Here is a 17,556-nt window from a genome sequence, read left to right as displayed (position 1 = left end):
GCCTCGGCGAGAGGACAGCGCCGGCCCGGGTCACCCCTCAGAACGCCGCATCGAACACCACCTCCCCGGTGACCCCCACCTGGTAGGCCGACGGGCGCCGCTCGAAGAAGTTCGTCACCTCCTGCACGTCCTGCAGGTCCATGAACGAGAACGGGTTCCGCGCGTGGTAGCGCTTCCGCAGCCCCAGGGTGACGAGGCGCTGGTCGGCGCAGTACTCCAGGTAGGTCCGCACGTCGCGCGCCGACATGCCCACCACCCCGCCGCCGAGGATGTCGGCCGCGAACTGCGCCTCGCAGGCGATCGCCTCGTCGAGCATCTCGCTCACCGACCGCTCCAGCGCCGCGTCGAACAGCTCCGGCTCCTCCTGGCGCACGGTCTTCACCACCTCGAAGGCGAACGCCATGTGCGCGCTCTCGTCGCGGAAGACCCAGCTCGTCCCGGCCGAGAGCCCGTGGAGCAGCCCGCGTGACCTGAGGAAGTACACGTAGGCGAACGCCCCGAAGAAGAAGAGCCCCTCCACGCAGGCCGCGAAGCAGATCAGGTTGAGCAGGAACTGCCGGCGCTGCGCCCGCGTCGCGAGCCGCCCGAGGTCCTGGATGGAGTCCATCCAGCGCATGCAGAACTCGGCCTTCGCCCGGATGGACGGGATGTTCTCGACCGCCGCGAAAGCCCGGTGCCGCTCCGCAGGATCAGGCACGTACGTGTCGAGCAGCGTCAGGTAGAACTGCACGTGCAGCGCCTCCTCGTAGAGCTGTCGCGACAGGTACATCCGCGCCTCCGGCGCATTGAGGTGCCGGTACAGGTTGAGGACCAGGTTGTTGGCCACGATGGAATCGCCGGTCGCGAAGAACGCGACCAGCCGCTGCACGAGGTGCCGCTCGGCAGGCGTCATCTTCTGCTGGAGGTCTCCGACGTCCGTCGAGAAGTCGACCTCCTCCACCGTCCAGGTGTTCTTGATGGCGTCCCGGTACATCTCGAAGAATGCCGGATAGGCCATGGGCCGGAGCGTCAGGCACAGGCCCGGGTCGAGCAGGCGCGCGGGTCGGCTGACGAGGCTCACTGGCAGGCCTCGCAGTTCTCGGGGTTCTCCAGCGAGCACGACACGTCGGCCGCATCCGACTGGGCCGCCGCGGGGGGCGCCTCCACGGTCGCCTTGGCGATGCGCGTCGCCGGCCGCGAGCGCAGGTAGTACGTCGTCTTCAGCCCCTTCTTCCAGGCGTGGAAGTACATGCTGGAGAGCTGACCGATGTTCGGGTTCTCGATGAACAGGTTCAGCGACTGGCTCTGATCGATGTACGCCCCCCGCTCGGCGGCCATGTCGATGAGCGACCGCATCGGGATCTCCCAGGCCGTGCGGAACACCGCGCGCAGCTCCTCGGGCAGCTCTTCCATCCCCTGCACCGACCCCTCCGCAAGCTTCAGCCGCGCGCGGAGCGACTCGGTCCACAGCCCCCGCTCCTTGAGCGCCGTCACCAGGTAGCGGTTCACCTGGAGGAAGTCGCCGGACAGGGTCTCCCGCTTGAAGAGGTTCGAGATCTGCGGCTCGATGCACTCGTAGCACCCGGCGATGGAGGCGATGGTCGCCGTCGGCGCGATGGCCACGAGCAGCGAGTTCCGCAGCCCGTCCCGCGTCACGCGCTCCCGGAGCGCCGCCCACCGCGCCCCCTCCTCGGGCTCCTCGGGCACCACCCCCCAGGCGTCGAACTGCAGCTCCCCCCGCGCCGCGCGCGTCTCCTCGAACGCCGGGTGCCGCCCCTTCTCCACCGCCAGATCGGCCGACGTGGACAGCGCGTGGAAGTACACCTCCTCCGAGATGCGCCTGGAGAGGGCGCGCGCCTCCGCGCTGTCGAACGGCAGCCGCATCTGGAAGAACACGTCCTGCAGCCCCATCAGCCCGATCCCCACCGGCCTCCAGCGCAGGTTCGACGCGCGCGTCGAGGGGATCGGGTAGAAGTTGCGGTCGATGACGCCATCGAGCTGGCGCACCGCGGTCCGCACCGTGCGCCCGAGCTTCTCGAAGTCGAACACCACCGCGCCGTCCTCCCGGCCGACCGTGTGGCGCGACAGGTTCACCGAGCCCAGGTTGCAGACGGCCGACTCCTCCTTCGAGGTCACCTCCAGGATCTCCGTGCACAGGTTCGACAGGTGCACCGTGCGCCCCGGGAGCCCCGTCTGGTTGCACGCCCGGTTCGACTTGTCCTTGAACGTCATCCACCCGTTGCCGGTCTGCGCCAGGGTCCGCATCATCCGCGCGTAAAGCTCCCTGGCCTTCACCACCCTCTTCGCGAGCCCTGCCTGCTCGGCCTCGGCATAGCGGCGCTCGAAGTCTTCCCCGTACAGGTCCGGCAGATCGCGCACGTCCTTCGGATCGAACAGGCTCCACGACCCATCCGCCTCCACCCGCCTCATGAACAGGTCGGGCACCCAGTTCGCCAGGTTCAGGTTGTGGGTACGGCTCGCCTCGTCCCCCGTGTTGTCGCGCAGCGCGAGGAAGTCCTCGATGTCCGCGTGCCAGCTCTCCAGGTACACGCAGCAAGCCCCCTTGCGCTTGCCGCCCTGGTTCACCGCGGCCACCGAGGCGTCCAGCGTCTTCAGCCAGGGGATGATGCCGTTCGAGTGCCCGTTGGTGCTCTCGATGAGCGACCCCCGCGAGCGCACCCGGTGGTACGCGAGCCCGATGCCGCCCGAGAACTTCGAGAGCATCGCCACGTCCGTGTACCGCTGGTAGATCCCGCGCAGGTGGTCCTCGGGTGAGTCCAGCAGAAAGCAGCTCGAGAGCTGCTCGTGCTTCGTGCCCGTGTTGAACAGCGTCGGCGAGCTGGGGAGGTAATCGAGCGACGAGAACAGGCCGTACAGCTCGATGGCCTCCGCGGCCGTCTCCGTCAGCGCGCACGCGATGCGCAGGAAGAACTGCTGGGGCGTCTCCAGGACCAGCCGCGTCTGCGGGTGCCTCAGGAGGTAACGGTCCTGGATGGTCCGCAGCCCGAAGTACTCGAACTCCCGGTCGCGCTCGGGCCGGATGGCGTCGTTCAGCTTGCGCGCGTTGCTGCTGACGAAGTCCTGCAGCCTGTCGTTGATCAGGCCCAGCTTGTGGCCCGCCGCCACCGACTGCGAGAAGGCGTGGATCTCCTGGTTGCGGACCTCCTTGTCGATGTAGGTCGCGAGCAGGCGCGCCGCGAGCTTCGCGTAGTGAGGCTCCTCCACGATCAGGGCCGCCGCCGTCTGGATGGACAGGAGGTCGAGCTCTCGCGTCGTCGCCCCGTCGTACAGCCCGCTGATGGTCCGGGTCGCGATCCGCAGCGCGTCCACGTCGGCGAGGCCGACGCAGCACCGGCTCACGGCCCGCACGATCTTGTCGAGGTTCACCGGCTCCGTCGCGCCGTTGCGCTTCTTCACCCGCATCGACGTCTGCGGGTAGGTCTCCTCGGGGAGGGCGCTCTTCGGGGTGGACGCGCGCAACGGCGCCACGCCGTTGCCCTTCGGCATCGTCTCGCTCAACATGGACGTCTTCTCCGCTCATCGCGCGGAGCGATGCCTGATCGCTCCGCATTGCATGCAGCGGGACCGAGAACGTCAGCCGATGCGCGCGCACGCGCCAGACCCGGGACATTGGGCCCTCGGACCGACCTCTCGCCCCCGCGGGCGACTGGAAACGACGCGGGGACGGGTCAGGGCCGAGGTGAGCACGGGAGAGGCCGCGCCAGCTCGAAACCTACCCGCCTCCCTCGAGGCTTCCAGGTCGAACCCGGCGCCAGATGTCTCCTGGCGCCAGGTGCTGGCAGGTCTTCGGGCTCACGAGCACGCCGGCGCGCCGGGTTCCTACTGTCCACCGCTTCCCAGCCCCCGAAGGGACCAGTGCCTGAGGTGAAGGTCGTTCTCGCTTACCGCTGCGGGGCAGCCCCGGAATCTCACCGGGTTCCCTTTTGAGCCCCTGGCCTTTGCCAGGAGCACCAGCATGGGCCCAACCTATTGGGGTGCCTGGTCCTCTGTCAACCAGATGTCGGGGTTATGCCCGCGCGTCCCCGTGCTGGTGCCGGGATCCGCGCTGCATGTTCCTCCTCAGTGCTCCGGCTTCGGCGCGACCGCCAGGAGCCCGAGCTGGCACGCGATCCATGCCACCTCGCGCCCCGCGTCCCACGCCAGCGCTGCCGCCCCGAACCCGAGATCCTCGTCCTCCTCGCTCTGCCGCGCCTCCCCCAGCGCCGCGATCCGCGTCGGCGCGCCTGACTCGGGCACCTTCACCAGCTCCGCGTGCGCCTCACCTTCCCGCGCGCACAGCGCGAGGAGCGGCGCGGAGGCTTCCTCCCCGGCGAACGCGAGCGCCACCACCCGGCCGAGCCCCCCCACCACCTGGAACGAGGTCCCCCCGTCGCGCGACACGCAGAGCACCTCCGCCCCTCCCAGGGCCAGCGCCCGCCCTTGCGCCCCCGCGGCGATCAGCGCACCGCGCACGGACGCCACGTGCAGCGCCGCGCCCGACAGCGCGATGTCCACCGGCAGCTCATCGTCTCCGCGCACCCGCATCAACTGCGCGGTCCCCTTCCCCTGCCACAGGGCGAGCAGCGCCCCTCCGCTGGCGGCGATCCCCGTGATCCCGCCCTCCCGGCTCGCCGCGATTGCCGGCGCGACCGCGCCTGCGCCCTCCGACAGCGACCACAGCGTCCCCTCCGACGCGATCCAGAGCCGCCCTGGCGTCGTCGCCAGCATCGCCGACGTGCCCCCGGTCGTGCGCCACCCGCCCAGAGGCGACGCCGAGACCCCCTGATCCTCGCTGCGCAGCAACCTCCCGCGCTGCGTCGCCACCACGATCGCGCCGTCCGCGCCGTCCGCCACTGCCACCGCCGACGCCATCGCGTCGAGCCCTGGCCGGCGCGCCACCTGCTCCCCGGCGGGCACCACCAGCAGCACGCTTCCCCCTGCCACCACCTGCGCGCCGGTCACCGCGAGCGCGCAGCACGGCACCTCCGCGCCCGCGCCCGCCACCGTGGCCCAGGGCGATGGGTCCCATGCGGGCGGCGGATCGTCGGGCAGGTCCGGCAGCTCCCCCAGCAGATCCTTCCCCTCGTAGTTCCCCTCGTCGTCCGCATCGAGCGCCGGCAGCTCGCCCTCGTCCACCGCATCCTCGGGCGCCTCTCCGGTCCCCTCGGCGCCGCCATCGTCCTCGCCCGCGTCCACGTCGTCGATGTCGTCGCCGTGCTGCCCGCCCTCCTGCTCGTCGCCCGCCCAGCCCCCATCCTCCTCGTCGAGCGACATCCCCTCGTCGAGCGGGCCGACGTCGATCTCCTTTTCGTCCTCGCTGCCCCCCTCGGTCCCCTCCGCAGGATCGACGTCGAGCTCGACCACGTCGAGGTCACGCGCCTCCGTGTCGTCGAAGGGGTCCCCCTCGTCCCCTGGCGTGTCCAGCAGGTCCGCCAGGTCGTCCTCGCGCGCCTCCGGTTCTTCGTCCATGTCGAGCGGCGGCAGCTCCAGCGGAGCCTCCTCCTCGTCACCCGCGCGGTCCTCGCGGCCGGGACGGTCTGGAGAGGCATGGAGCGCGACGCCGCGCGACAGCGCAGCGCGGGCGGGTGGGCAGCGGAGGTCACGAGACATCGGGGACGAGTCTAGCGCGCCGCACCCCTCCGGAGGCGTTCACGTCTTCACGGTCGAGGCAAGACCCTTCCACCACGTGCGGTGACCACGCCGGCGGAACCGACCGACCGTGGTGCACGGCCCTCACACGCAGCGCCCACGCAGGGCCGAAAAACGCGCCTTCACCGCCTTGCCGACGCCGCGTTCGCCGCGCGCCAGCAGAGGCGATGGGTAGATCTCTGGATCCCTCCATCGAGCAGTGCTTAGCTTGCGCGCCTCATGACGATGGGGCTCGAACGCAGCGCAGCGGCAGGAGGGGCCGATGGCGACGCCGACAGAGGGAGAGAGCCGCGCTCGAGGGCCCCTCGGCCCGCCGCACCGCGCCCCGGCCCCCCGCCCCTCTCCGCCGAGGAAGCCAGCCGGGGCATGCTCGTACAGAGCGTGCAGGTGCGCCCGGCCGACGTGGTGTTCCTGAAGGGCATCATCGAGGCCAGCGACGGCCTCGCCCTCGTGTTTGCCGAGCGTGGTGGCGAGCTGCTCCTCGCCGCCCCCCAGGGCCGCGCCGAGGAGTTCTCCGAGCTGCTCCAGGACCTGGAGCGTGACCTCGGCATGCGGCTCCTGCCGGCGGGGCACTGACCCATGATCGATCCCGACCCGATCGTCGACGACAGCGCCGACGACAGCGCCGATCATGGTGTCGAGCCCCACGATCCCGCGAAGCCCGTGACCGACAGCCGCATCGTCGCTGCCTGGCGCGAGTGGCTCGCGGCCCTCGCCACCGACGCCGAGGCGGCCATCGCCGCCGCGCACGTCTACGGCGAGCTCACCTCCGAAGCGCGCGACGCCTGGCTCGACGTCCTCGTCGAGGATGGCCCGCGCCTCGCCGTCCCTCCCATCGCCATCTACGCCCCTCTCCTCGCCGTCGAGACCGACGATGCCCGCCGCGCGCGCATCGAGAAGGCCATCGGCCAGCAGAAGAGGAGCCCCCAGGGCGGCACCGCCCTGCGCGGCGTCACCCCCTCCGGCGAGCGCATCGCGGCCCTGATCACCCCCCTCTACCTGCGCTTCGTGCGCGTCCTCTGGTGCCGCTACCAGCCCGATCAGGGCATCCGCTGGGCCCAGTACGAGCCGCTCCTCCGCGACGACGAAGCCCCCCAGGCCGGCGCCCAGATCGACGGCGTGAGCCTCGAAGCCACGCCCGTCAACCCGGTCATCGAGGAACTCTGCCACGCCATCCTCGCCCACCAGCGCCGCGGCGCCGAACTCCCCGGCGCGCTCAGACACTGCGCCGACCTCTTCGACGCCCAGCTCGAAGACACCCAGCTCGACGACCTCCAGCTCGGCGACCTCCCGCTCGGCGACCTCCCGCTCGGCGACCTCCAGCTCGACCATCTGCAGCACGAGGACCTCGTTTGCGACGACCCGCACCACCCTCACGACGCGCGCCTCGCCCCGCGTGACCCCCTCCTCGCGGACGCCGCTCCGCGCGACGCGGCCCGCAAGCCGTGACCCCGCGCCGGTCAGCGCGCGTGCCCCTGCGCGCCACAGCGCTCGCGCTCGTCGCCGTCTTCCTCTCTGCCTGCGGTGGTGGCGAGGAAGCCGCGCCCCCGGCCGAGGCCCCCACCTCCGTCCCCGACCGTCCCCTCGCCTCTCCGCGGCCCGTCCCGCCCTTCGCCTACGAGACCCTCGACGGCGACGAACTCTCCTCGGGCACCCTCGCCGGCCGCATCACCGTCATCGGCTTCCTCTCCACCTACGACGCCGCGTCCCAGGCGCAGGCGCGCATCCTCGCGGACCTCCTCCGCCAGCACACGCCTCGCATCAACGTCGCGGCCCTCGCCCTCGAACCGCCCCAGAACCTCCCCCTCGTCGAGGCCTTCACCCGCAGCCTGCGCCTCTCCTACCCGGTCGCCCTGGCCGACGCCGAGACCATCGCCGGCACCGGCCCCTTCGCCGGCCTCCACCACGTCCCGAGCGTGGTGATCCTCGATCGCCGCGGGCGCGAAGTGCACCGCCGCCTCGGCCTCGCCCCACGGGGCGTGCTCGAAGAGATCCTGCGCGCCGTGGAGCGCGCCTCTCCTCCCTGACCTGACGGATGGGGTGTGTCTCCGACGAGCGCTGACGCGTCGTGCGTCATGCGCCGTGCATCGTGCGTGATCCGCCGTGCGTCACGCGCCGTGCGCTGCGCGGGGGGCAGGAGCCTCGGCCCGTGCCCCCGGGCCTCTCGTCACTCGGCCGCGATGGGCTCGGCCTCGCGGGTCACGGTCCGCGTCTCCCGGTTGTTCTCGAAGTACGCCTTGACGGCGAGCTTCTCGACCAGCGGCCCGAAGCGGTCCTTCATCTTCCCGCGCACGAGGTCGCTGACGAGCGACACGTCCTCGCGGAGCTGCTCCATCGTCTCCGGCCTGGAGAACACCTCGCGCGCTGCCGCCACCTTGGCCGGCGTGCTCTCGACGAGCGCCTTCACCGCGCCCGCTGCCGACCGCGCCCGGTCTGCCGTCCGCTCCGCCAGCGTCTTCTTGATGAGCGGCGCCACCTCGTAGACCAGGTTCGCCGCCGACCCTGCCACCTTGTGGGGCGCGAGGTGGAGGGGGTTCCCGTACTTCGGGTTCTTCGCCAGGAACGCCCGCACTTCCTCCTCGGTCACCCCGGCGTCCACGTACGCGCGCTTCAGCTCCTCCTCGGCGAGGATGCGCGCCTTGAACATGTACATCTGCACGCGCGAGTAGAAGTTCGTCGCCCCGTCGCCGCTCGTCTCCACCGCGCAGAAGATCGTCCCGGGGAAGCGCGCCGTCACCAGCGACTGCACCCCGTCCGACACGCCCGACGACGGCATGCACCCGAACGGCTTCACGCTCACGGTGATGTGCGCCTTCGCGTGCACCGAGTTCACGATGAGCTTGCCCACCTCCATGTGGCCCTCACCGCCGCGCAGATCGTTCGAGTAGTACTCCTCGGCGACCTTCGCCACGAGGTCCATGTCGGGCAGGTGGTAGTCGAACAGACCGATGGGCTGCGCGAACGCCTGGAACCCGAGCCGCAGCCCCTGCTCCGCGAGGCGCATCGTGGCGAGCCGCTTCGCCACGTCCATCCCCTCCATGCCGTGCAGCCCGTACGCGCCCCCGTCCTGACCGCGCAGGTGCTTCCGCTCCCGCGTGTCACGGGCCACCTCCCAGATGTTGTAGAGCAGCCAGGCCGTGGTGAGCTGGATGTCGCACTCCCCGCCCTCGGTCTGCAGGAACTTCTGGAGCTGGTAGTTCCCGTCGCCCTCGGTGGTCATCGCCCAGAACTCGCCGATGATCGAGGTCTTCGCGCGCGGCCGGAGCTTGTCGACCTCGACCCCCTCGAACACCTTCCGCGCCTTGTAGAGCGCCTTGAAGATGTTCTTCTTCGTCTGCAGCGCCTCGTAGAGGATGCGCTTCACCTCCTCCTTCGCCTCGTCCGTCGCGCCCGGCGTCACCTCGTAAGGCCGGATGCGGTACGCGAGCGCGTTCACCACGTCGCCGCAGACCAGCGCCTTCACGATCGCGATGAAGAACTCGGGGTTCATGTCGATCCCCGTCTCCTCCCCGGTCCCCTGGCTCAGGCCACCCTGCTGCTGGAAGAAGAAGATCCGGAACCCATCGAAGCCCGCGTCGCGCAGCGCCTTCCGGTACTCCGTCACGTACATCCCGAAGCGGCAGGGCCCACACGCGCCAGCCGTCAGGTAGACGTAGTTCTTGATGATGTCCTCGGTCGACATCCCGTCCTTGTCGCGGAGGTCGATGAGGTGCTTCACCAGGCCGCCCACCGTGAAGTAGGTCGGGTTGCACTGGCCGCGGTTGCCGAACTCCTTGCCGACCTGGAGGCCCGCGTTGTCGACCATCCCGAAGTACTTCACGTTGTAGCCGACGCCGCGCAGCGCGCCCTCGACCAGGAACATCTGCGCGTCGGTGAGGCCGTTGATGAGCAGCGTCACCTTGTCGCGCTCTTCCCGCTTCATCTCCGAGGTGAGCATGCTGTCTGCCCACTGCCGGCGCGCGGTCTTGATCCCGAGCCGCTCCCGCTCCGCCTCCTCGAAGGCGCGCAGCTCGGCCTCGATGTCGATGTCCCCGTCCGCGGCGCTCTGGCCCTGGCCGTTCCCGTTCGCCGCGTCCGAGTAGAGCGGCAGGCGCGTCTTCTGCGTTTCCGTCGTCTGATCCATGGTCATCCTCCCGTCGCCCTTCACGCCCCGGCCGGCACAACACTGCCGTCGGCGCTCTTCTTCTTCAGCTGAACCAGTCCCCGCGGCACCTCGGGCTTCGCAGGTGGCGGCGCCTGGTAGCTCCGCACCTTCTCCCCGAGCTCCTGGATCTGCCGCTCGATCTCCGGATCGCTCATCTTCCGCCCCGCGAGCTGCGCCTGCTTCGTCTTGAGCAGCTCCAGGCGCTTCTCGTCGAGCCGCTGCACGAGCTCCATCTTCTTGCGTGCCGTGTCCTCCAGCGCCTCCTGGTGCAGCTTCAGGCTGTGCGCGTACGTCTTCACGCGGATCTTGATCGACCCGCCCGGCTTGTTCGCGTCGATGTCGTGCAGCGCCGCGTACGGCACCGCGCTCTCGCCCACGATGCCCTCGATGATCCCGTAGGTCGGCGCGTCGTGGCCGCACTTGAAGCTCGACAGGTCGAGCAGCGCCACGTTCGGGTGCCGCGCCGCGAACTTCACCGCCCACACCTTCTGCGCGCTGTTCGCCGAGTAGTTCTCGGGCCACACGTCGTTGATGTCGAGCGGGTGCTGCCCCCGCGCCACCTCGTCCTTGAAGTAGCGCCTCAGGAAATCCATGTCGCGCGGGATGGAGCGCACCGAGATGATCGGGTAGCCGAGCACCTGGAACTCCTCGGGGATCCCGTGGTTCAGCCCTGGATCCGAGTGGTAGGGCCGCCCCACCATCAGGATCGCCACCCGGTTCTCCGCCTCCACCGTCTCCAGGATGGCGCGCCCCTTGTCCTGGATGTCGCGCTCGAACGCTTCCAGCGCCCGCGTCCCTTCCCGGTGCGCGTGGTCGCTCTCGTCCTCGGTGATCCCGAGCCGCGGCCCCCACACCTCGAACATGCGGCGCGCCGTCAGGTTCAGCTCCGAGAAGGTCAGCGCCGGGTCCAGGTACTCGATCGACCGCGTCTTGAAGAAGTCCATCTCCTTCGTGAACGCGGCCTTCATCACGTCCGGCACCCCGGCCACGATCGGGCAGCTCGCCTTGTCCATCACCCCCTCGCCGAAGCTCGGCACGTGGGTGAGGATCGGGAAGAAGATGTAGTTGAGCTTCCGCTCCTCGTGGTGGTGGAAGAGCAGGTTGTGGATGTGCGCCTGCGCCACCTTCGAGGGGAAGCACGGATCGACCGACCCGTATTTCCCGCCCTCGACCCACATCTCCTCGGTGGTCTCGTCGCTGAAGACCACGTTCTGCTTCTGGATCCCCAGCGCCTCGAAGTACGCCCGGAAGTACGGCGCCGTCGAGTACAGGTTCAAGACCCGCGGGATGCCGATGCGCGTCCGCCGCAGCCGCTCCTGCGCCTCTGTCCCGCACCGCTTGAAGGGCCGCGTCGTCTCCACCCGGCGGATGCCGAGGAAGCCCTTCTTCACCACCGTGTCCTTCACGGGCGTCCCCGCCGCCGGCATGGGCGCGCCCTTGTAGAAGCTCCGGAACGCGAGCTTCGACTCGTGGTCCACGACGTTCGGGAACTGCTTCGCGATCTTCTTCCGCTCCGCCACCAGCGACAGCATCGCCGCCTCGCTCTCCACCGTCCCCTTCTCGCAGGAGAAGCCGGAGATGTAGCGCGACGTCTCCCCGTCGGGCGTCTGGGTGTCGATGAAGGTCCGCTTGCACTCGTTCGGGCAGAAGTGGCAGACCGTCTCCTCGTCGTTCTTCGTGGTGAAGGCCAGGTCGATCGCCGCGTCGATCCCGATGAACGTCGACTTCCCCCGCCGCTTCACCACCCGCAAGGTCTCGAACGCCGCCCCGATCGCCCCCGCCTCCCCGGTGTGCGGGTGCACGAAGATCTCCGCGCCCGGCACGCGCTCCTTGATGTAGTCCACCTGGGCCTTCACCGCGGCCAGGTTGTACTGCGTGCCCCCTTGCAGCACGTACCGCTTCCCGAGCGACGCGAGCCGCGGGATCTGCACCACGTACTGCCACACGTTCTTCGGCAGCACCTGCGCGAGCCCCGCGAGCAGCTCCTCCTTCGAGAAGCCCTCCTTCTGGAAGTTCACCCGGTCGGTGTCGAGGAAGACTGCGCACCCGTAGCTGAACTTCGGCGCCAGCTCCGCCTGGAACGCCGTGTTCGCGTACTCCGTCACCGGGATGCCGAACTGGTCGGCCATCGCCTGGAGCAGCATCCCGTTCCCCGCCGAGCACGAGTTCGAGAGCCGGAAGTTCGCGATGTCGCCGTTCTTCATGAACAGCACCTTGATGTCCTGCCCGCCGATGTCGCAGATCACGTCCACGTCACCGAAGAACCGGACCGCGCTCATCATGTGCGCCACCGTCTCGACGATGTTCACGTCTGCGCGCATGCACTCCTGGAGCACGTCGGCCGCGTAGCCGGTCGCCCCGAAGCCGAGCACCTCCAGCGTCGCCCCCCGCTCGCTCACGTACTCCCGGAGCTGCCCCAGCAGCTCCTTCGTGTCCTGGATGGGGTTGCCCTTGGAGAGCTGGTACGCCTTGCAGACGATGTTCTGGTCCTCGTCGATCAGCACCGCCTTCGACGACGTGGACCCCCCGTCGACGCCGATCACCCCCCGCACCACCTGCCCCGGCTCGAGCTTCATCGGCGTGAACTTCGGGATGGCGTAGAGCTGCCGGAAGTCGTCGATCTCGACCGTCGTCCGCACGAGCGGCGGCCCCGCGCTCTCGCCGAGGCGCGCCTTCCTGCCGTTCGTCATGTACTCCACGAGCCCGGTCTTGCCCGCGTAGAGCCCCGCCGTCGCCGACTCCTTCAGCCCGTACACGCAGGCCCCGAACGCCGCGTAGTACTGCGCGTTCTCGGGCACGAAGATCGTCTCGTCGATGGGCGCGTCCTTCGGCCAGGCGTACCCGCGCTCCTCCCAGGTCTCCGGGATGCGCTTCCGCCAGCACTCCTGCAGGAACGGCAGGTACGTGTTGGGCCCCCCGAGCAGCAGCACCTTGTGCTTCAGGGTCGAGCCGCGCGTCAGCACCGAGAGGTTCTGCAGCACGATCGCGTCCGCCAGCGAGCACAGGATCTCCGTCGCCGGGATCCCGCTCTTCACCAGATTCACGATGTCCGTCTCCGCGAACACCCCGCATTTCGCGGCCACGTGGTGGAGCTTCGAGTCGTCGAAGTGGATCTGCACCACCTGCTCCGGCGGCAGCCCCACCTTGATCATGCACTTGTCGATGGTCGCCCCGGTCCCCGAGGCGCACTTGTCGTTCATCGACGGGCTGCCCGTCTTTTCGCCGGTCTTCTCGTCCTTCTTGAAGATGATGATCTTCGCGTCCTGCCCGCCCAGCTCGATGACGCTCCCCACGTCCGGGTGCAGGTTCTCCACCGCGAGCGTGACCGCGTTCACCTCCTGGACGAACTTCGCGCCCAGGCTCGGGCAGAGCGGCGCCGCCCCCGAGCCGGTCAGGAAGACCCGCCACTCGGCCCGCGGCGAGGCCGGGAAATCCGCCTCGATGCGGTCCAGGAACTCCAGCACCTTCTCGGGCTGCTTGGTCTGGTGGCGCTGGTAGTCGCTCCAGAGCACCTCGAGCGACTCCGGGTCCAGCACCACTGCCTTGACCGTCGTCGAACCGACGTCGATGCCGACCACCACCGCGCTCTGCCGCTGCGCGTTCGTCTGCGCGTTCATCAAGGCTCCTTCTTCACCGTCCAGCGAAACTTCACCTTCCAGCGAGCCCGCAGGCGAGCGCACCCGCCCCCACCCACGGCCTTCGGGCGGCCGTCCCCCGGCGCCCCCGACTGACTGGCCAGTCAGTCGCTCCAACGGCTACACGGTCCCCTCCTCGAAAGCAATTCTCCTCCGCCCCTCTCTCGCCCGCGCAGACGTGCTTTCCGGCCTGCATCGGACGCAGCCCGACCCGAGGACCAAGACAATTCCCCACGTGACGAGCAGTCCTCCGCGAAAGATCCACTCCATCCCCGCGCGACCGACTAGAACCCGGGCCACATGGCCCAGAAGCTCGATCGCCGTCAGGAGCTGCTCCGAGCCGGCCGCGCCGTGTTCGCGGAGAAGGGCTACCACGAGGCCAAGATCGACGACATCGTCGCCTCCGCCGGCGTCGCCAAGGGCACCTTCTACCTCTACTTCCGCGACAAGCGCGCCCTCTTCGCCGAGCTCGTCGACGGCCTCTTCACCCGCCTCGGCGGCGCCATCCTCCGCGTCGACACCGACGCCGACATCGAGTCCCAGATCAAGCACAACATCCGCGCCATCGTCGCCGTGCTCCTCGACGATCCCGCGCTGACCAGCATCCTGCTCTCCTACTCCGCGGGCCTCGACCAGGCCTTCGTGAGCCAGGTCCGCTCCTTCCATGAAGGCGTGAAGCAGCTCCTCGCCGGGAGCCTCCGGTGGGGCCAGCAGCTCGGCATCGTCGCGAGCGGCGACCCCGCCCTCTACGCCACCTTCACCATCGGCGCCCTCAAGGAGCTGCTCTTCGAGAACGCCCTCGGCGAGCACCCCCGCCCGCGCGAGGCCATGGTGACCGCCCTCTTCGACCTCCTGCGCCAGGGCTACCTGCGCACCGGCGAGGCCTCCGCAGCGCTCACCCCCGCCGCGCCCTCCACCGCCGCGCCCTCCACCGCGGCACCTTTCACCGGGGCGCCCTCCGGCGCGGCCCTCTCCACGCCCGGCGCGCCCTCCGCGCTCGTGGCGTCCACCGCCCTCAGCGTCTCCTCCCCGCACGCGGCGTCTCTGCCTGCGAGCCCCTCCTCCCCTGCCCTTTCGTCTGCGGCGCCGCGCGCTGCACGGCGCAAGAAGGCAGCCCCGCGGGCCTCCGTCGCCGCCTCCGCCCCGCAAACCTCCCCTGCCGCTTCCACCCCGAAGCGCCGCCGCGCGCGCGACTGACCGACCGAGCGACTGACTGGCGCGTCAGTTCTCTGCGGAAACCACCTGGTCAGCCGTCTCCACGGAGCGCCCCAGCACCACGTGTCGCAGGAAGTTGTGGAGCGTCCGCTGCCCCGCCTCCGGCGTGGTCACCGCCCCCTCCAGCGCCTCGACGTCGAACCCCTCCGACGCGAGGATCTCCCGGCGCGACCGGATGTAGCTGAGCATGATCTCCGCATCGATCTCGGGGTGGAACTGCACCCCGTAACAGGTCGGCGTGAACCGGATCGCGTGGTGCTCGTCCCCGTCCGACCGCGCCAGGCTCACCGCCCCCGGCGGCAGGCGCCCCACCGTGTCGATGTGCGTCACGTTCGCCTGGAAGTGCTGCGGCAGCCCCGCGAACAGGATCTCGCCCGCGTGCCCCGGATCCTCCGTGCGCCGGTGGATGGTCACCGTCCCGATCTCACGCCCCCGCGGGTTGCGGATGCACTCCCCGCCGAGCGCATGCGCCAGGAGCTGGTGCCCGAAACAGATCCCGAAGGTGGGCGTCCCGGCCGCGACCACCTCGCGCAGCCAGGCCTCGGTGCGCACGATCCAGTCGTCCCGGTTCGGCACGTTCGACGCCGAGCCCGTGATGATGAACGCATCCGCCTCGCGCGGGTGGGGAAACGCCTCCAGGCGCGCATCGAAGCCGGCATAGTCGCCGGTCCAGAGATGCCCGATGGCCTGCTGGATCATGGCGGCGAACGACCCCCGCTTCTCGATCATGTCGGGGATGGGATCGCCGGTGGTGACGATGATGATCTTCTTGCCGATGGCAGACACGGCGCGATGGTAGCTCGACCCGCCGAGGACGGGAGCCTGGTGGGTGTAGGTCTCCGTGAGAGGAAAGAGCACCCGAGAGGCGCGTAGGACCGTGCGCACGTCTCGGATCGGGCCCGTTTCCGGAGAAAACGGCGCTGCTCCGCGGGGGAACTGCAACCCAACCGCTTGGGTCGACATTGCTCCCGGTGGGAACTGCAACCCAACCGCTCGGGTCGACATTGCTCCCGGTGGGAACTGCAACCCAACCGCTTGGGTCGACATTGCTCCCGGTGGGAGCTGCAACCCAACCGCTTGGGTCGACATTGCTCCCGGTGGGAACTGCAACCCAACCGCTTGGGTCGACATTGCAAATCGGAGGAGAGCCGAGTTCAGAGGCTGGAGCGGCATTGCACGCCCGGCCCCGCGCGCTGGGAGGTCAGTCCACCCAGTCGATGCTGGTGATGGTCAGCTTCGAGGCGGGATCGGTGCGCTCGGTGTTCGTGAACGGCGCGTACACCCGGCTCGACAGGGTGCCGGCGGCGGTGTCGATCTCCATGACGCGGGTCGGGTTGGTGGTCCCGTCGTGGTAGCAGTTGAGGAGCTGGTAGATCTTGTTGCCGTTCACCCCGGTATCCATGCGGTAGGCCGCGTTGCCGACGTGCCCCGAGAACAGGAGGCGGACGTTGGCGTACTGCTTGACCAGGTTGTCGTACACGTACTGAGGGCTGTTGTTCCCGTAGCCACCAGCGCTCTGCTCGATGCCGCCGCCGCTGGTCAGGTGCGAGTGGGTGATGATCACCACGTTGTGGTCGGGGTGCTGGGCGAGCACGGTCTTCGCCCAGGTGACGGCGCCGGTGCGGGGCCAGAGCTCCAGGTTCAGCACCATCCACTGGAGGCCCCCGGCGGTGAAGGTGTGGTAGGCGTTGTCGATCTTCCCGGGCTCGTAGACGCCGCTCAGCGCGCTGAAGCGCGAGGTGGGGAAGTAGGTGTTGAAGGTGGTGGTGTTGCGCAGGTTGGCGTTGACGTTGCCGGGGCAAGCGCTGCCCCCCTGGCACACCGCGGCCGTGTCGTGGTTGCCGATGGCAATGGCGTACGGGATCTGCGCATTGTCGAGCCCGAGGAGCGCATTGCTCGCGCGCACGTAATGGATGTGGTCCGGCGTGTCCCAGTCCACCATGTCCCCGGTGTGGGCGACGAACCGGAGGTCGAGCGCGGTCTCGTTGTTCACCAGCCAGTCGATGCGGTTCGTGAAGCGCGTGGGCGCGTAGACGATCTCCTGCTGGGTGTCGGGGATGACCACCAGCGTGAACCTGGTGTCGGTCTCGGGCGCGGCAGCCTCGGGCGCGGCGTGGAACTTGACGCCCTCGTCGGTCCACCCCGCCGCGGCCAGGCTGGCGCGGTCCGCGGCCGAGACCGCAAAACGGTGCTTGTGGAGGGTGTTGTTGACGAAGCGGTGGACCGGGACCAGGCAGGGCTGGCTGGTCTTCGCGGCGTAGAAGCGAATGCCCTCGTCGGAGGTGTAGCCGTGGTTCGCGGCCGCGCTGACGCGCTCGTTCTCCTCGATGGTCCACAGGAAGTCGCCGGTGGTGGGGTTGTAGAGGCGGTACACGGGTGAGAGCCCGGCGGCAGCCCCCGCGGCGCCGTAGAAGGCGACCCCGCGGTCGTCGGTGAAGCCGTAGTTCGTGCCGGCATTGACCGCTTCATTCAGGTTGCGCGTGTAGAGGCTGGCGCCATTGCTGGGTTTCACCCGGTGATAGACGGCATCCGGGAGGGCCGGGCAGGCGGAGATCGCGCTGGAGGTTTCGGAGACCTCGTCGATGGCATCGTCGGCCGTCCCCTCACGGTCGACCTCGTCGCCCCCTTCGGCCATCACGCAGGCCACGAGAGACGCGGAGGCAGCCAGACACGCAGCCCATTGAATGAACTTCATGATCGCCATTCTCCTCGCATTGCGCGCGCAAAAAATTCCCCTGGCCCACGGTGGGCCGGGCGTGAGCGATGTGCGGACCTCTCGTAGCATGTCTGGGCGCCGCGACAGTCACGGGTTCACCACGCGCGATCTCCACGGCGCGTGGTGGGACAAGCGCGCCTCGATCTCCCGCGTCTTTTGCGCCTCTCGCGCCGCCCTTTGCCGCTGCGCCTGGAAGCGTGCAGCGTGCAGGCGGCACG

At 69.4% G+C, this 17,556-nt stretch carries 11 protein-coding genes and 1 riboswitch; of the genes, 4 read left to right on the top strand and 7 right to left on the bottom strand.

Annotation, left to right across the window (positions count from 1 at the left end; genetic code table 11):
• Window positions 1-37: 37 nt before the first annotated feature.
• The 3 genes from CAP_RS15670 to CAP_RS15660 form a co-directional block, all read right to left on the bottom strand.
• Window positions 38-997 (bottom strand): ribonucleotide-diphosphate reductase subunit beta, encoded by a 960-nt coding sequence (locus tag CAP_RS15670; protein ID WP_081864935.1) that lies wholly within the window; start codon window positions 995-997, stop codon window positions 38-40.
• Between the two features lie 59 nt (window positions 998-1,056).
• On the bottom strand, window positions 1,057-3,501 hold the full coding sequence (locus CAP_RS15665; RefSeq protein ID WP_044241379.1) for a ribonucleoside-diphosphate reductase subunit alpha: 2,445 nt from the start codon (window positions 3,499-3,501) through the stop codon (window positions 1,057-1,059).
• A gap of 259 nt (window positions 3,502-3,760) precedes the next feature.
• A riboswitch (cobalamin riboswitch) is annotated at window positions 3,761-3,970 on the bottom strand.
• Window positions 3,971-4,059: 89 nt separating this feature from the next.
• A complete protein-coding gene (locus CAP_RS15660; protein WP_052375339.1) occupies window positions 4,060-5,589 on the bottom strand; it encodes an ICP22 family protein in 1,530 nt (509 codons plus the stop codon).
• Window positions 5,590-5,994: 405 nt separating this feature from the next.
• Between CAP_RS15660 and CAP_RS53640 the strand changes: the two genes are divergently transcribed.
• From CAP_RS53640 to CAP_RS15645, 3 genes are read left to right on the top strand one after another with little or no spacing between them, the layout of a single operon-like run.
• Complete coding sequence (locus CAP_RS53640) at window positions 5,995-6,204, top strand: DUF4911 domain-containing protein (RefSeq protein WP_044241377.1); 210 nt, start codon at window positions 5,995-5,997, stop codon at window positions 6,202-6,204.
• Between the two features lie 3 nt (window positions 6,205-6,207).
• Entirely contained in the window at window positions 6,208-7,077 is an 870-nt protein-coding gene (locus CAP_RS15650) for a hypothetical protein (protein ID WP_063748698.1), read from the top strand.
• A gap of 20 nt (window positions 7,078-7,097) precedes the next feature.
• The gene (locus CAP_RS15645; RefSeq protein ID WP_044241497.1) at window positions 7,098-7,655 is read left to right on the top strand and encodes a TlpA family protein disulfide reductase; all 558 of its coding nucleotides are present in this window, start codon (window positions 7,098-7,100) and stop codon (window positions 7,653-7,655) included.
• Window positions 7,656-7,795: 140 nt separating this feature from the next.
• Here the strand turns inward: CAP_RS15645 and CAP_RS15640 are convergent, their stop codons facing one another.
• Both CAP_RS15640 and CAP_RS15635 read right to left on the bottom strand, forming a co-directional pair.
• Window positions 7,796-9,751: a 2-hydroxyglutaryl-CoA dehydratase gene (locus CAP_RS15640; RefSeq protein ID WP_052375354.1), complete on the bottom strand. Its 1,956-nt coding sequence runs from the start codon at window positions 9,749-9,751 to the stop codon at window positions 7,796-7,798.
• A gap of 20 nt (window positions 9,752-9,771) precedes the next feature.
• Window positions 9,772-13,389, bottom strand: coding sequence for a BadF/BadG/BcrA/BcrD ATPase family protein (locus tag CAP_RS15635; protein WP_044241376.1), 3,618 nt, complete (start codon window positions 13,387-13,389; stop codon window positions 9,772-9,774).
• Between the two features lie 318 nt (window positions 13,390-13,707).
• Between CAP_RS15635 and CAP_RS48120 the strand changes: the two genes are divergently transcribed.
• Window positions 13,708-14,604, top strand: coding sequence for a TetR/AcrR family transcriptional regulator (locus tag CAP_RS48120; protein ID WP_081864925.1), 897 nt, complete (start codon window positions 13,708-13,710; stop codon window positions 14,602-14,604).
• A gap of 24 nt (window positions 14,605-14,628) precedes the next feature.
• Here CAP_RS48120 and CAP_RS15625 read toward each other — a convergent pair whose 3' ends face one another.
• Both CAP_RS15625 and CAP_RS15620 read right to left on the bottom strand, forming a co-directional pair.
• Entirely contained in the window at window positions 14,629-15,480 is an 852-nt protein-coding gene (locus CAP_RS15625) for a glutamine amidotransferase (protein ID WP_231511497.1), read from the bottom strand.
• A gap of 343 nt (window positions 15,481-15,823) precedes the next feature.
• Entirely contained in the window at window positions 15,824-17,317 is a 1,494-nt protein-coding gene (locus CAP_RS15620) for a metallophosphoesterase (RefSeq protein WP_231511496.1), read from the bottom strand.
• Window positions 17,318-17,556: the final 239 nt, after the last annotated feature.

This window comes from Chondromyces apiculatus DSM 436 (assembly GCF_000601485.1).
Classification (GTDB): domain Bacteria; phylum Myxococcota_A; class Polyangia; order Polyangiales; family Polyangiaceae; genus Chondromyces; species Chondromyces apiculatus.
This window is presented reverse-complemented; position numbering and strand designations above follow the sequence as displayed.